Consider the following 15,469-nt stretch of genomic DNA (forward strand, 5'->3'; position numbering starts at 1 on the left):
TTGACTATCAGTCTGACTCCACAAGCACCCACACGAATTGCTTGATTCAGTTGTTAAAGAGCGGTTGGTTAAGATCTTTCGTCTCAACCGAGGCGCGCATTCTACAGCAGCCTCATTTGCTGTCAAGTGGTTATTTTCAGAAGTTCTCGAAGATTTCTTCAACAACTTCAACCACTTGCGCTTGCGATCTCTCGTAAGCGGGAGGCGAATTCTACAGCGTTACACGCTGCTGTCAACACCTCTTTTTCAACTTCCTTTTGGCTTCGATGAACTGAAGCAACTTGCTGTCGAGAACCGCGCAACTCATTGTTTACCAAGGAGTTTTCCGTTTCGACTGCGCCGGAAGTGGGGCGAATTATAGACAGATATAATTCGCCGTCAACTCTTAATTTTGCTTTCCTATCAATAAGTTAGCTTCGGTTAAAAAACAACCAGCTCAACAGTGCGCTTCTATATAGAAGGGAACGCTCAAATAACACCCGCCTCCTTCAATGCGGCCACATGAGCAGCTCCCAGCCCCAGAACCCCCTGCAGCACCTCAAGCGTATGCTCCCCCAATAGAGGAGGCGCACTCCGGTACTCAACAGGCGTCTTGGATAAGCGTATCGGGCTCGCAACCTGGGGCACCGTCCCCGCCAATGCGTGAGGCAGCTCAATCGCCAAACCACGCGCCTGGACCTGCGGATCGGAAAACACCTGCGCCAGATCATTGATCGGCCCACATGGCACGCCCACTTGCTCCAGCTGCGACACCCACTCAGCGGTCGTCTTGAAGACCGTCGCTTGACGGATCAAAGGAATCAGCTCCGCGCGATTAGCCACCCGCGCGCGATTGGTGGCGAAACGCACGTCATCCGCCCATTGTGGCTGCCCGGCGACTTCAGCGAACTTACGGAACTGCCCGTCATTGCCTACGGTGAGGATGAAATCTCCATCGGCAGTGGGGAAATCCTGATAGGGCACAATATTAGGGTGAGCATTTCCCAAGCGCTTGGGCGGCATCCCAGTTGTCAGGTAATTCATTGCCTGATTCGCCAGGCAAGCCACCTGCACATCCAGCAACGCCATGTCGATATGTTGCCCACCACCATCGTGATCGCGATGAGCTAGCGCAGCCAGGATCGCCACGGTCGAATAAAGCCCGGTCAAGATATCAGTCAAGGCGACCCCAACCTTTACCGGCCCGGCACCTTTATCCCCTTCAGGCCGCCCCGTCAGGCTCATGAGCCCACCCAGACCCTGGATCATGAAATCGTAGCCGGCGCGCATCGCATAGGGGCCCGTCTGACCAAACCCCGTGATGGAACAGTAAATCAGCTCCGGGTTGACCTCTCTGAGGGATTCATAGTCCAGCCCATACGCCGCAAGACCACCCACCTTGAAGTTTTCGATCAGGATGTCCGACTTGGCAGCCAGGTCGCGCACCAGTTTCTGGCCTTCCGGTCGCGTAAAGTCGATGGTCACCGACTCTTTATTACGGTTGGCCGACAGGTAATACGCCGCCTCACTGGTGTTCTCACCATCCGCATCCTTCAGGAAGGGAGGCCCCCAAGCACGCGTGTCATCGCCACTGCCCGGCCTTTCGACCTTGATCACCTCAGCCCCAAGGTCTGCAAGAATCTGCCCGGACCAAGGGCCCGCGAGTACTCGCGACAAATCCAGCACTCGCAGATGCGAAAGCGCGCCCATGCCCATGCTCCTATTAATAGAACGCTTGAAGACCGGTTTGCGCGCGCCCCAGGATCAAGGCATGCACGTCATGGGTCCCCTCATAGGTGTTGACCACTTCCAGGTTGACCAAGTGGCGCGCCACTCCGAATTCGTCGGAGATGCCATTACCGCCCAGCATGTCCCGGGCCATGCGCGCGATATCCAATGACTTGCCACACGAGTTACGCTTCATGATCGATGTGATCTCAACCGCCGCCGTCCCCTCATCTTTCATCCGACCCAGGCGCAGGCAACCTTGCAGGGCCAAGGTAATCTCGGTCTGCATGTCGGCCAGCTTCTTCTGGATCAGCTGAGTGGCGGCCAACGGGCGACCAAACTGCTGGCGATCAAGTGTGTACTGGCGCGCGGTATGCCAGCAGAACTCAGCAGCCCCCAGCGCGCCCCAGGAAATCCCGTACCGCGCCGAGTTAAGGCAGGTAAAAGGGCCTTTCAAGCCACGGACATCCGGGAAGATATTTTCTTCCGGCACAAATACGTTATCCATGACGATTTCACCGGTGATGGAGGCCCGCAACCCCACCTTGCCGTGGATAGCGGGAGCGCTCAGGCCTTTCCAGCCTTTTTCCAGGACGAAGCCACGGATATCACCTGCATCGTCTTTGCCCCACACCACAAACACATCCGCAATCGGACTGTTGGTGATCCACATTTTGGCGCCGGTCAGGCTGTAGCCGCCATCCACTTTGCGTGCCCGGGTAATCATCGCACCCGGGTCGGAACCATGGTTGGGCTCGGTCAGCCCGAAGCAACCGATCCATTCACCAGAGGCCAGTTTGGGCAAGTACTTCTGTTTTTGCGCCTCGGTACCAAACTCATTGATCGGCACCATGACCAGGGAAGACTGCACACTCATCATCGAGCGATAGCCGGAGTCGACACGCTCGACCTCACGCGCAATCAAACCGTAGCTGACGTAGTTCAAACCACTGCCACCGTACTGCTCAGGGATCATCGCCCCCAGCAAACCGGTCTCGCCCATCTCACGAAAAATAGCGGGGTCTGTCTTTTCATGACGGAAGGCTTCGAGCACACGAGGAGCCAGCTTGTCCTGAGCAAATTGCTCGGCGCTGTCACGCACCATGCGTTCTTCTTCGGTGAGCTGTTGATCCAGCAGCAGTGGATCGATCCAGTTGAAGCTTGCCTTGCCAGCCATGAATAAGTCCTCGCGGAAAAAATCAGAAGTCGTGGAACCAGACTAGGCGCGGTCAGCGCAGAGGGCAAACGAGGTTTTTGCATAGGCTTGTGCTAATTTCTCACTTCGTAACACTAAAAAAGCCCAGAAATGCGCTTTATCTGTGAGGTCAACGTACATGCGCAGAAAAATCCCCAGTACCACCGCACTCATCAGCTTTGAGGCAGCAGCCCGCCACGAGAGCTTCACCAAGGCAGCATTGGAGCTTTCCATCACCCAAGGCGCGATTTGCCGACAGATCGCCAGCCTGGAGGAGTTTTTGAGTGTCGAGCTGTTTCGCCGCTCACGCCGTGGAGTGAAGCTGACGGAGGCGGGGCTGTCTTATAGCCGCAGGGTTGCAACGCAACTGGACGCCGTAGAGCGCGACACCTTGTCGGTGATGGGCCAGCAGGGCGCCAACGTAATCGAACTGGCGGTGGTACCTACCTTCGGCACGCAGTGGCTGATCCCACGCCTGAAGGATTTTCAACATCAGCACCCGGAAGTCACCGTAAACCTGACAAACCGCACGCGTCCCTTCCTGTTCGCCGACACCGAGTTCGATGCCGCCATCTACTTCGGGGACGCGGACTGGTCGGGTACGCAATCCCACAGGTTAATGGGCGAGAACCCGGTACCGGTATGCAGCCCACGCTTGCTCGGCGACCGCACGCATTTCACCCCTCAACAGATCGCCGAGCTGCCCCTGCTGCAGCAAACCACACGCCCCTATGCCTGGCGCCAATGGTTCAACGCCCAACAACTGAACATCCCTCGCGACATGACAGGCCCTCGATACGAGCTATTCTCGATGCTGTCTCAAGCGGCCATGCATGACATGGGCATCGCGCTGATTCCTCCCTTCCTCATACAGCGGGAGCTGAAGGAGCAACAACTGGTAATCGCCAGCACCGAAGCACTGACCAGCGAAAAGGCTTATTACCTGATGATTCCTGACAAAAAGGTCGAATCCGCTTCTCTGCATGCATTCAGGGACTGGCTGCTCGACCAGTCAAGACGCTACAACCCATGTAAATGAAGGACACAACGCACTTATTGACTCTGTAGTCAGATAAATTCAGAACCTACAGATGTACGTATATGTCGCATTTAAACAGACTGTACTTGTCAGCCAAAAATAAGGCTAAAAGCCATGTATCTCATGGCTCTTAGCGACTCTTACCGGCCAATGCACGACTATTCAGACTAGCAATGGAAAAACGGACCGAAAACGCCTGAACACCTTTAAAGGCCTGTATTTAAAGAGGTTATTTCAGCTTGTTGCGACAATCAGTCACAGGGTGACTTGTAGTTAATTTTTCGTCACCCGTCATAATCCCTTGATGGCCGTAAAGTTCGCCTGCAAAATGCCGCGCCCCGCTGTCATTTCAGCGGGATCGTGCTGATCGGCCGCCCCAGCTGCGCCACTCGCGGCGCACTGGCCTTTTTACAAAAAGATCAAAAGCAAAAAGATCATGCAGGAGATTTGACGTGCACATTGGTGTTCCTCTCGAAACCCAGACCGGTGAAACGCGGGTGGCTGCCACCCCGGAAACCATCAAGAAGCTGATCGGCCAGGGCCATAAGGTCACTGTACAAAGCGGCGCAGGCATCAATGCCAGCATCATCGACAGTGCCTATGAAACGGCAGGCGCCACCATTGGCAGTGCCAACGACGCGTTTGGCGCCGAGCTGATCCTTAAAGTGGTTGCCCCCAGCGACAGCGAACTGGCGCTGATCAAAAGTGGCACCGTGTTGGTGGGCATGCTCAACCCGTTCAGCAACGAAACCATCGCCAAGCTCGCCGAGCGCGGCATCACCGCTTTCGCCCTGGAAGCCGCGCCGCGCACTTCACGCGCTCAAAGCCTTGATGTGCTGTCTTCGCAAGCCAACATCGCCGGTTACAAGGCCGTGTTGCTGGCCGCTCATCACTACCCGCGCTTCATGCCAATGCTGATGACCGCTGCCGGCACTGTAAAAGCCGCGCGCGTACTGATCCTCGGCGCCGGTGTGGCAGGCCTGCAAGCCATCGCCACGGCCAAGCGCCTGGGCGCGGTGATCGAAGCGTCCGACGTGCGCCCGGCGGTGAAAGAGCAGATCGAGTCCCTGGGCGCCAAATTTGTCGACGTCCCCTACGAAACCGATGAAGAGCGTGAATGCGCCGTCGGTGTCGGCGGCTACGCGCGCCCGATGCCCAGCAGTTGGATGCAGCGCCAGGCCCTGGCCGTGCACGAACGCGCCAAACAGGCCGATATCGTCATCACCACCGCCCTGATCCCGGGCCGCAAGGCTCCGACCCTGCTCAGCGCCGAGACCGTGGCGCAGATGAAACCCGGCTCGGTGGTCATCGACCTCGCCGCTGCCCAGGGTGGCAACTGCCCGTTGACCGTGGCCGACCAGGTCGTGGTGGAAAACGGCGTGATCATCTGCGGCCCGACCAACCTGGCGGGCGCTGTCGCCGCCGACGCATCGGCCTTGTATGCGCGCAACCTGCTGGACTTCCTGAAGCTGGTCTTCACCAAGGAAGGGCAGTTTGAAATCAACCTCGAAGACGACATCGTCGCCGCGTGCCTGATGTGCCGCGACGGCCAAGTCATCCGCAAAAACGCCTAAGCAGGGATTCAGACGATGGAAGAGCTTATCTCCCCCGGTATCTACAACCTGATCATCTTTGTGCTGGCGATTTATGTCGGTTATCACGTGGTCTGGAACGTAACACCCGCATTGCACACGCCGCTGATGGCCGTGACCAACGCCATTTCCGCGATTGTTATCGTCGGCGCCATGCTCGCCGCCGCTCTCACCGTGACGCCACTGGGCAAGACCATGGGCACGCTGGCCGTGGCCCTGGCGGCGGTAAATGTCTTCGGTGGCTTCCTGGTCACCCGCAGGATGCTTGAGATGTTCAAGAAGAAAGCCCCGAAAGTAAAAGAAGAGGCGCCCAAGTAATGAGCATGAATCTCGTGACGACGCTCTACCTGATCGCGTCGATTTGTTTCATCCAGGCCCTCAAAGGCCTCTCGCACCCGACCACTTCGCGGCGCGGCAACTTGTTCGGCATGCTCGGTATGGCGCTGGCGGTACTCACCACCGTCGGCCTCATCTATAAGCTGGGGGCTGAGCTGGCGACTGCGGGTATTGGCTACGTCATCGTTGGCCTACTGGTCGGCGGCACCGCCGGCTCGATCATGGCCAAGCGCGTCGAAATGACCAAGATGCCAGAGCTGGTCGCCTTCATGCACAGCATGATTGGCCTGGCAGCGGTGTTCATCGCCATTGCCGCCGTGGTCGAACCGCAGTCCCTGGGCATCGTCAAGCACTTGGGCGATTCGATACCGGCCGGTAACCGTCTGGAACTGTTCCTCGGTGCTGCCATCGGTGCTATCACCTTCTCCGGCTCGGTGATCGCGTTCGGCAAGCTGTCGGGCAAGTACAAGTTCCGCCTGTTCCAGGGCGCACCGGTACAGTTCGGCGGGCAACACAAATTGAACCTGGTGCTCGGCCTCACAACCCTGGGCCTGGGCCTGGCGTTCATGTTGACCGGCAATCTCACTGCGTTCGCCCTGATGCTGGCCCTGGCCTTTGTGCTGGGTGTGCTGATCATCATCCCGATTGGCGGCGCCGACATGCCCGTGGTGGTGTCGATGCTCAACAGCTACTCCGGCTGGGCAGCGGCGGGCATTGGCTTCTCGCTGAACAACTCGATGCTGATCATCGCCGGCTCCCTGGTGGGCTCCAGCGGCGCGATCCTGTCGTACATCATGTGCAAGGCGATGAATCGCTCCTTCTTTAATGTGTTGTTGGGCGGCTTCGGCAATGCGCCGGATGCTGGCGCTGCGGCGGGCTCCAAAGAAGCACGCCCGGTGAAGTCCGGCTCCGCTGATGACGCCACCTTCCTGCTGACCAACGCCGACACCGTGATTATCGTCCCAGGCTATGGCCTTGCAGTGGCGCGGGCACAACACGCGCTCAAGGAACTGACCGAGAAACTGACCCACCACGGCGTCACCGTGAAGTACGCGATCCATCCAGTGGCGGGTCGTATGCCGGGGCACATGAACGTATTGCTGGCCGAGGCCGAAGTGCCTTACGACCAGGTGTTCGAGATGGAAGACATCAACTCCGAGTTCGGCCAGGCCGACGTGGTGCTGGTGTTGGGCGCAAACGACGTGGTCAACCCGGCCGCCAAGAACGACCCGAACTCACCGATTGCCGGCATGCCGATCCTCGAGGCGTTCAAGGCCAAGACCATCATCGTCAACAAGCGCTCGATGGCCAGCGGCTATGCGGGCCTGGACAACGAGTTGTTCTATCTGGACAAGACCATGATGGTGTTCGGTGATGCCAAAAAGGTCATCGAAGACATGGTCAAGGCCGTCGAATAACACTGCGCCAGCGCAATACCCGAAACCCTGGCCTCCCGTAGGCTGGGGTTTTTTATTAGCGGATGAAACCCGACCAAAGGCTCTAAATCGCGACCTGGCATTCGACCATGGTAGCGGGCCGAAACTTTTTGAAATCACTACACTGCCCACCTTGCTTTCCGTAGCCAGAGATAACAATTCATGTACCGTGATCGTATCCGCTTGCCTTCGTTGTTGAACAAGGTCATGAGCGCGGCAGACGCCGCTGCACTGATCGAGGACGGCATGACCGTCGGCATGAGCGGCTTTACCCGTGCCGGTGAAGCCAAGGCCGTCCCCCACGCTCTGGCCGAACGCGCCAAGACTTCGCCGCTCAAAATTACGCTGATGACCGGCGCCAGCCTGGGCAATGACCTGGACAAGCAGTTGACCGAAGCCGGCGTACTGTCACGACGCATGCCCTTTCAAGTCGACAGCACCCTGCGCAAGGCTATCAATGCCGGCGAGGTGATGTTTATCGACCAGCACCTGTCGGAAACGGTCGAGCAACTGCGCAACAATCAGCTCAAATTGCCAGACATCGCCGTGATCGAAGCCGTCGCGATCACTGAGCAGGGCCATATCGTGCCCACTACCTCCGTAGGCAACTCGGCCAGCTTCGCGATCTTTGCCAAACAGGTGATCGTCGAGATCAACCTGGCGCACAACCCGAACCTGGAGGGGTTGCACGACATCTACATCCCGACCTACCGGCCAACGCGCACGCCGATTCCGCTGGTGAAAGTCGACGACCGTATTGGCAGCACCGCGATTCCGATCCCGCCAGAGAAAATCGTCGCCATCGTCATCACCAACCAGGCGGACTCCGCCTCCACGGTGACGCCGCCTGACAGCGATACCCAAGGCATCGCCAACCACCTGATCAACTTCCTCAAGCAAGAAGTCGATGCGGGGCGCATGACCAACAAGCTCGGGCCGCTGCAAGCCGGCATCGGCAATATTGCCAACGCGGTGATGTGCGGGTTGATCGAGTCGCCGTTCGAAGACCTGACCATGTACTCGGAAGTGTTGCAGGATTCGACCTTCGACCTGATCGACGCCGGCAAGCTGAGCTTTGCCTCCGGCAGTTCGATTACCTTGTCGGAGCGACGCAATGCCGATGTGTTCGGCAACCTGGAGCACTACAAGGACAAATTGGTGCTGCGCCCGCAGGAAATTTCCAACCACCCTGAAGTGGTACGGCGCCTGGGCATTATCGGTATCAATACCGCGCTGGAGTTCGATATCTACGGCAACGTCAACTCCACCCACGTCTGCGGCACGCGGATGATGAACGGCATCGGCGGCTCCGGGGATTTCGCCCGCAATGCGCACCTGGCGATCTTCGTCACCAAGTCCATTGCCAAGGGCGGGGCAATTTCCAGCGTGGTACCGATGGTCAGCCATGTGGACCACACCGAGCATGACGTGGACATTCTCGTCACCGAAGTAGGCCTTGCCGACCTGCGGGGCCTGGCGCCACGGGAGCGCGCTCGGGTCATCATCGATAACTGCGTGCACCCAGCCTACCGCGATGCCCTCAACACTTACTTCGATGCCGCCTGCGCCATCGGTGGGCATACCCCGCACATCCTGCGCGAAGCGCTGAGTTGGCACATCAACCTGGAAGAAACCGGGCATATGCTCAAGGCTTGATGAATACAGATCCGAGCTGATGCACATACAGTTTCATCAGCTCGGTGAACTCACCCGCTCTTATGGAAAAAACTGTACTGCTGTACTGGTCATTTCCTACCGAAATATCCCACACCTCAACTCAAAAACGCCGGTTTCGCACCTTTTAAGTGCGCACAGGTACAGTTGCCCCAATTTCGTACCGTACAGCCTCGTTAAACAGTTAACTGGCCTCTCACAATACAGGTGAACTGTATCTAGAGAGTCTTGCCTTGGAAGAGGATCATTGGCATCAGTTAAACCACTACCTAATCCCGCCACAAGCGGAAGGATGTCATCATGGAACGTACACTCAGTTCCGAACTGTTCTTCGAAGAAAAAGCTGTAAACACCCAGGCTTCCCTGCCTTTGCGCGTTCTCGCCAACCTGATGTTGTGGCAGCGCCGCATCTCCAGCCGCCACCAGTTGGCTCGCCTGGATTCGCGTCTGCTGGCTGACGCCGGTATCAGCGAAGCTCAACGTTACGAAGAGCTGAGCAAGCCGTTCTGGCGCTAAGTAGCGCCCGCTGGCCCTGACCTGACGGGTCCACTGCCAGCACCCTGATTTGTCAAAGCAAAGCCCGCCCCGGGTAACCGGAGGCGGGCTTTGTTGTATCTGCGATAGCGCATTGGATTGGCTCGACTCAAGCACACAGATACAGTTCTAAATTAATAAAATATGACAGGTACAGTTTAATTACAGGCTTCCGAATAGCCGGGCACACGCCTAATATCGGTTCACCACGTGGCGAACCCTGTAGAGCGTGCGTCTGATGCTCGACAGTCCCAGTCCGTTTCATTGTGGCCGTTTCGCGCCACCTTATTATTCGTCTACAGGAGTTACCCCATGTCCCGTCTTCGCCTGCTGTGCACTGCCGCTGTGCTGACCCTGGCTGCCAATGCCAACGCGAGCAGCCTGATCATGACGACCGACTCGATCGTCGGCGCTCTGAAGGCAACCTCCGATGCCACGTCTGATGCCACCTCATCCCTGCGCGACAACAAGGTCGTACAAGCGGCCCGTGACGACGCCGCCAGCTTTGTCGCCAGCGAAGGCGCCATCCGTGGCGTGAAACTGGAAAGCGCCCTGGCCCAGATCCGCCAACAAGCGCCACAGCTCAATACCGCAACCGATGCACAGCTGGCACAGGCCATCCTGGCTATCTGACCCACGGCAACCAGACGGGAGCGCCCGCCGCTCCCGCATGGCTCGACGCTGGCTCTCGCCCGGCCGTTGCGCTAGCCTTGGCGCTCGCTTTCAGTTGTCGAGTCCCATGGCTTTTTCATACCGTTTATTGATTGTTCCTGTACTGTTTTGCGCCTGCTGGTCAACCATGGCTTCAGCGTTGGATGTGTCCACCCAGAGCACGGTTGTCAGCGTGTATGCCACCAGCAAAGTGACCTCTGCGCCGTTCGACAATAAGTTGGTCCTGGCCGCTCGGGATGATGCTGCCGCTTTCATTGCCACTGACGGCCAATGGCGGGGCGCATGCCTGGAGTCCGCGCTGGACTATCTGCGCCGCACCCAGCCAAAACTTCATGCAAGCGACCTTGAACTGGCGCAAGCAATTCTCGTCCAATAATCATCGTTGTATTTCTATCTTTGTCATTGGAGTCACCCCATGCGTAGCCCGCTGATCGTCGCCGCCCTCGGCCTGCTGTTTTTGGCCGACGTCGCCCAGGCGCAAACCTTGAAGGCCACCAGCAACATCGTCGTGCGGGCTTCGGCACGTACCATTGATTTCACCTCGGACACCACCACCTCCATCCGCGACTCCAAAATCGTGCGCGAAGCCCACGATGACGCCGCCAGTTTCGTCGCCACCAATGGCGAGATCCGTGGCGCCCAGTTGGAAGCCGCGTTCGATACCCTTCGCACCCGCGTGCCAGAAGCCCGTGATGCCAGCGACCAGACCCTCGCAGAAGCTATCCTCGCTCTGTGAGGCGCCTCAAAACCTGGCTCCTGGCCGGGGCCGTGCTGCTGTGCGCAAGTACGGCCCAGGCCGGCCTGCAACTGCGGCTCAAGACCGAAGGCTTGAGCCCGGCCGAAGAGCAGGCCAGCCAGGCATTGCTCGATGAAGCGCTACGTTCATTGCCGCCGCGCTTTGTCGAGCAGCTGGATCGACGTATCGATGTCGGCTGGACCGACAAGATGCCTGAAAACGCCTACGGCCAGGCATCCCTGGTGTCCGAACTGGACCTCAACCAGAACCTGCTCGCCAGCCTGACTGACGGCAGCGCCGCCACCCAGAAAACCAATCGCCCCCACGGTACTGTGCGCCGGGAAATGCTCGCCACCGTGCTGCATGAACTGACCCACATCTATGACCGTGCGCGCCTTTGGCCCAAGGACGAGCGCATGCTGATCCAGCGCTGCAGCCGTCAGAACAACATCACCGGCTTGATAGGCTTGCCCGACCAGTGCCGTGGCCAGAACGACCGCCGCTTTACCCTCAGTGACGACCCGCGCCTGCTGGACCTTGCCGGCTGGCCACAATATGTGGGTCGGCGCGGCGAGCGTGAACAGCACAACCATCAGGTGGTACGCAGCCCGGACATCTACGAAACCACCAGCCCGCTGGAATTCGTAGCGGTCAACATGGAGTACTTCCTCCTGGACCCCAGCTACGCCTGTCGCCGCCCAGCGCTGTTCCGTTATTACAAGGATCACTTCGGCTGGGCTCCACCCGAACAAGACACCTGCGCCAGCACCTATCCCTTCCTGAACGCAGGCAACGATTTCGCCAAGACACCCCTGGGCCAGATCGATCCGGAACGCGTGTATGAAATCGACTACCTGCTGGCCGAAGCCAACCAGAACCTGGTAAGCCGTTGGGGCCATAGCATGTTGCGCCTGGTGATTTGCGCCCCGGGCCGCCCACGTGGCCCGGATTGTCGGCTGGATCTGGACCGGCACCTGGTCTTGTCTTACCGCGCCTTCGTCGGTGACGTTCAGCTGTCGAGCTGGGATGGCCTGGTGGGCAAATACCCGTCGCGGCTCTTCGTCCTGCCGCTGGCCCAAGTCATTGATGAATACACCAAGACCGAACTGCGCGGCTTGGCGTCGGTGCCGCTGAAGCTCAGCCGCCAGGAAATCAACGACACCGTCGAACATGCGGCTCAGATGCACTGGAGCTATGACGGCAACTACTTCTTTATCTCCAACAACTGTGCGGTCGAAAGCCTGAAACTGTTGCGCAGTGGCAGCGCCAACCCGCAATTGACCGGCCTGGACAACATTACCCCCAACGGATTGCTGGAAGTGCTCAGCGCCCGCGGCCTGGCCGACACCAGCGTATTGAACGACAAGCGCGAAGCCCTGCGCCTGGGGTATCACTTCGATTCGTTCCGCGAGCGCTACCAGGCCATGTTCGACGTGTTACGCAAGCAACTGCCGATCAAGCAGACCCAGGTCGAAGACTGGTTGTCCCTGGATGCGCAAGCGCGTCGCCAATGGTTCAGCCAGGCCGACCTACGTACCAGCGCCGCACTGTTGCTGCTGGAACAGGCCAGCTATCGCAAGCAATTGATGCTCGCCCAGGACGAAGTCAAACAACGCTACCTCAATGCCCGCGAACTGAAAAACGGCGGCATGGAGAAAGCCAACAATACGCTGCAGCAAATTCTCGCCAACAGCGGCTTCCTCAGCCGCCCAGCCGAGTTGCTGGACAGTGGGGGTTATGGCCTGCCGCAACCTTCGGAAGCCAAGCGCCTGGAATCAGAAAGCGCCGAACGCCAGAAGCAGTTGCAGTCATTGACCGGCGAGTTGGATAAGGAGGTGAGGGCGCTGCTCGATCCGTCTCGCGCCGCCGAGATTGCCGCCTGTGAGGCCAACCTCAAACAGGTGGGTGAGCATTTGCGAGCCTTGCACAAAGCCGCCGGCGGCCTGGAACTACCCTGATACTCTGGCAGCGACCACTGGCTTGCCCTTGTAGGAGCGAGCTTGCTCGCGAAAAACTCACAGGCGCCGCGTTTATTCAGAAAGCGCGCGTTATCGTTGACGTTTTTCGCGAGCAAGCTCGCTCCTACAAGAACAAGAACCTGAAGATTGTTGCCTGCCCTTCATCAGCTGTTTTCTCAGCGAAAGCTGGCTGAAAGCTTCCCCGTCTAGGATCGCCTCCACTGCCGGCAACAGACCGGCTGTTAACAACAACAATGGTGATTCCCGATGTCCGCTCGTACCCGCCTGTTCGCTCCAACTCCACCCGTACGCCTCGTGCCTTTCGTTCTGCGCTGACCGCCACTCGGTCCGCCATTCCCTAGCCGCGCTACGCCTGGAGTATTCCTATGCTGACTTTCCTTGGCTTTGCCATGGTCATCACGTTCATGTTCCTGATCATGACCAAGCGCCTGTCTGCGCTGATCGCCTTGATCATCGTGCCGATCCTGTTCGCGCTGTTCGGCGGTTTCGCACCGAAGATCGGCCCGATGATGCTCGAAGGCATCACCAAGCTTGCGCCGACCGGCGTGATGCTGATGTTCGCCATCCTCTATTTTGCCTTGATGATCGACTCCGGCCTGTTCGACCCGGCCGTGCGCAAGATCCTCAAGATGGTCAAGGGCGACCCGCTCAAGGTGTCGGTCGGCACCGCCGTACTGGCCTTGGTGGTATCCCTGGACGGTGACGGTGCCACCACCTACATGATCTGCGTCGCGGCCATGCTGCCGCTGTACCAGCGCATCGGCATGAGCCCACGGATCATGGCCGGCCTGATCATTCTCGCCGGTGGCGTGATGAACATGACCCCCTGGGGCGGCCCGACGGCGCGCGCCGCCAGTGCGCTGCATGTAGACCCGTCGGACATCTTCGTACCGATGATCCCGGCCATGGCCGCCGGTGTCGTGGCGATCCTGGTGATTGCCTACATGTACGGCAAGCGCGAACGTGCGCGCCTGGGTGAACTGCACCTGCAGGGCGACGAGATCGACCACAGCGAAATCAGCGTGTCGCAATTCCCCGACGCTCGCCGCCCAAAACTGATCTGGTTCAACGGCGCCCTGACCCTGGCGTTGATGTGCACCTTGATTGCCGGCCTGTTGCCGCTGCCGGTGCTGTTCATGGTGGCGTTCAGTATCGCCATGATCGTCAACTACCCGTGCCTGCAGCAGCAGAAGGACCGCGTCGCGGCTCACGCCGGTAGCGTATTGGCGGTGGTGGGTTTGATCTTCGCCGCCGGTATCTTCACGGGCATCCTGTCGGGCACCGGCATGGTCGACGCCATGTCCAAGAGCCTGTTGGCAGTCATCCCCGAAGCCATGGGCCCTTACCTGGCGGTGATCACCGCGCTGGTGAGCATGCCGTTCACCTTCTTCATGTCCAACGATGCGTTCTACTACGGCGTACTGCCGGTACTGGCCGAAGCCGCCAGCCATTACGGCATCACCGCTGTGGAAATGGCGCGGGCGTCGATCGTCGGGCAACCCGTGCATTTGCTCAGCCCACTGGTACCCTCGACGTACTTGCTGGTTGCCCTGGCGGGCATCGAATTCGGCGATCACCAGCGCTTCACGCTCAAGTGGGCAGTGCTGGTGTGCCTGTGCATAATGTTCGCCGCATTGCTGATGGGGATTTTTCCGCTGTTCAGCACTCTATAATCGTACCGACTCACTCACCGCGCGGCGCTACAGCTTGCGCGGTTAACACTTGCTCAAAGGAATACACATGGAATGGCTGACCAATCCGGAAATCTGGATTGCCTTCTTCACCCTGACGGCCCTTGAGATCGTCCTGGGCATCGATAACATCATCATGATTTCGATCCTGGTCAGCCGCATGCCCAAGCATATGCAGGCACGCACTCGGATCTTCGGCCTGGCGTTGGCCATGGTCACGCGCATCCTGTTGCTGCTGTCGATCACCTGGGTCATGCAACTGACCGCCGACCTGTTCGTGGTGTTTGGCCAGGGCATATCCGGTCGCGACCTGATCCTGTTCTTCGGTGGCCTGTTCCTGCTGTGGAAAAGCTCCCAGGAGATGTACCACGCCCTGGAAGGTGAAGATGAAACCCAGGACGAGCCCAAAGGCGCCGGTGGCAAATTCATCTACACCATTATCCAGATCGCCATCATCGACATCGTGTTCTCCCTGGACTCGGTGATTACCGCCGTCGGCATGGTTTCCCACGTGCCGGTGATGGTTGCCGCCATCGTCGTTGCGGTATTGGTGATGATGCTGGCTGCCGGCACTATCAGCGAGTTCATCGACAAGCACCCGTCGCTGAAAATGCTCGCGCTGTCGTTCCTGCTGGTCGTGGGTACCGTGCTGATCGCTGAATCCTTCGACGTGCACGTGCCAAAAGGCTACGTCTACTTCGCCATGGCGTTCTCGCTGGCGGTGGAAGCGGTGAACATCAAGATGCGTACCGCCATCGCGAAAAAGAAGAAACAGCAGGACCCAGTGAAACTGCGCAAGGATATTCCGGGTCAGTAAATTTGACCCGCTGTGAAGAAGGGGGCTTTCGAGCCCCTTTTTTTCATCCGCAAAAAATTGA

General features: G+C 58.5%; 14 protein-coding genes. 12 read left to right on the top strand and 2 right to left on the bottom strand.

Annotation, left to right across the window (positions count from 1 at the left end; all coding sequences use genetic code 11):
- Window positions 1–468: 468 nt before the first annotated feature.
- Together MF6394_RS04500 and MF6394_RS04505 are read right to left on the bottom strand one after the other, a co-directional pair.
- Entirely contained in the window at window positions 469–1,689 is a 1,221-nt protein-coding gene (locus MF6394_RS04500) for a CaiB/BaiF CoA transferase family protein (protein WP_078466247.1), read from the bottom strand.
- A gap of 13 nt (window positions 1,690–1,702) precedes the next feature.
- A complete protein-coding gene (locus MF6394_RS04505; protein ID WP_003187423.1) occupies window positions 1,703–2,884 on the bottom strand; it encodes an acyl-CoA dehydrogenase in 1,182 nt (393 codons plus the stop codon).
- Between the two features lie 157 nt (window positions 2,885–3,041).
- On the opposite strand from MF6394_RS04505, the gene MF6394_RS04510 reads away from it, so the two are divergent.
- From MF6394_RS04510 to MF6394_RS04565, 12 genes are all read left to right on the top strand, one after another.
- A complete protein-coding gene (locus MF6394_RS04510; protein ID WP_003187421.1) occupies window positions 3,042–3,941 on the top strand; it encodes a LysR family transcriptional regulator in 900 nt (299 codons plus the stop codon).
- A 452-nt stretch (window positions 3,942–4,393) separates the two neighbouring features.
- A complete protein-coding gene (locus MF6394_RS04515; protein WP_078466248.1) occupies window positions 4,394–5,515 on the top strand; it encodes a Re/Si-specific NAD(P)(+) transhydrogenase subunit alpha in 1,122 nt (373 codons plus the stop codon).
- Window positions 5,516–5,530: 15 nt separating this feature from the next.
- On the top strand, window positions 5,531–5,851 hold the full coding sequence (locus MF6394_RS04520; RefSeq protein ID WP_003187417.1) for an NAD(P) transhydrogenase subunit alpha: 321 nt from the start codon (window positions 5,531–5,533) through the stop codon (window positions 5,849–5,851).
- Window positions 5,851–7,287, top strand: coding sequence for an NAD(P)(+) transhydrogenase (Re/Si-specific) subunit beta (locus MF6394_RS04525; RefSeq protein ID WP_044270317.1), 1,437 nt, complete (start codon window positions 5,851–5,853; stop codon window positions 7,285–7,287). Before MF6394_RS04520 ends, MF6394_RS04525 begins: the two co-directional genes overlap by 1 nt.
- Before the next feature lie 180 nt (window positions 7,288–7,467).
- On the top strand, window positions 7,468–8,961 hold the full coding sequence (locus MF6394_RS04530) for an acetyl-CoA hydrolase/transferase family protein (RefSeq protein WP_003187414.1): 1,494 nt from the start codon (window positions 7,468–7,470) through the stop codon (window positions 8,959–8,961).
- A gap of 318 nt (window positions 8,962–9,279) precedes the next feature.
- Window positions 9,280–9,495 carry a DUF1127 domain-containing protein gene (locus tag MF6394_RS04535; RefSeq protein ID WP_003187413.1) on the top strand — a complete coding sequence of 72 codons (216 nt, stop codon included), beginning with the start codon at window positions 9,280–9,282 and terminating at the stop codon, window positions 9,493–9,495.
- A 330-nt stretch (window positions 9,496–9,825) separates the two neighbouring features.
- Window positions 9,826–10,146 carry a DUF2388 domain-containing protein gene (locus MF6394_RS04540; protein ID WP_034136006.1) on the top strand — a complete coding sequence of 107 codons (321 nt, stop codon included), beginning with the start codon at window positions 9,826–9,828 and terminating at the stop codon, window positions 10,144–10,146.
- Between the two features lie 106 nt (window positions 10,147–10,252).
- Window positions 10,253–10,561, top strand: a complete 309-nt coding sequence (locus tag MF6394_RS04545; protein WP_069558375.1) for a DUF2388 domain-containing protein — start codon at window positions 10,253–10,255, stop codon at window positions 10,559–10,561.
- Between the two features lie 39 nt (window positions 10,562–10,600).
- Window positions 10,601–10,921: a DUF2388 domain-containing protein gene (locus MF6394_RS04550; protein WP_003187408.1), complete on the top strand. Its 321-nt coding sequence runs from the start codon at window positions 10,601–10,603 to the stop codon at window positions 10,919–10,921.
- Complete coding sequence (locus MF6394_RS04555; RefSeq protein ID WP_078466249.1) at window positions 10,918–12,879, top strand: DUF7844 domain-containing protein; 1,962 nt, start codon at window positions 10,918–10,920, stop codon at window positions 12,877–12,879. Before MF6394_RS04550 ends, MF6394_RS04555 begins: the two co-directional genes overlap by 4 nt.
- Window positions 12,880–13,265: 386 nt before the next feature.
- A complete protein-coding gene (locus MF6394_RS04560; RefSeq protein WP_003187405.1) occupies window positions 13,266–14,573 on the top strand; it encodes a CitMHS family transporter in 1,308 nt (435 codons plus the stop codon).
- A gap of 67 nt (window positions 14,574–14,640) precedes the next feature.
- Window positions 14,641–15,408, top strand: a complete 768-nt coding sequence (locus tag MF6394_RS04565) for a TerC family protein (RefSeq protein ID WP_003187403.1) — start codon at window positions 14,641–14,643, stop codon at window positions 15,406–15,408.
- Window positions 15,409–15,469 lie beyond the last annotated feature (61 nt).

It is taken from the genome of Pseudomonas sp. MF6394 (assembly GCF_002018845.1).
Lineage (GTDB): Bacteria > Pseudomonadota > Gammaproteobacteria > Pseudomonadales > Pseudomonadaceae > Aquipseudomonas > Aquipseudomonas lactis.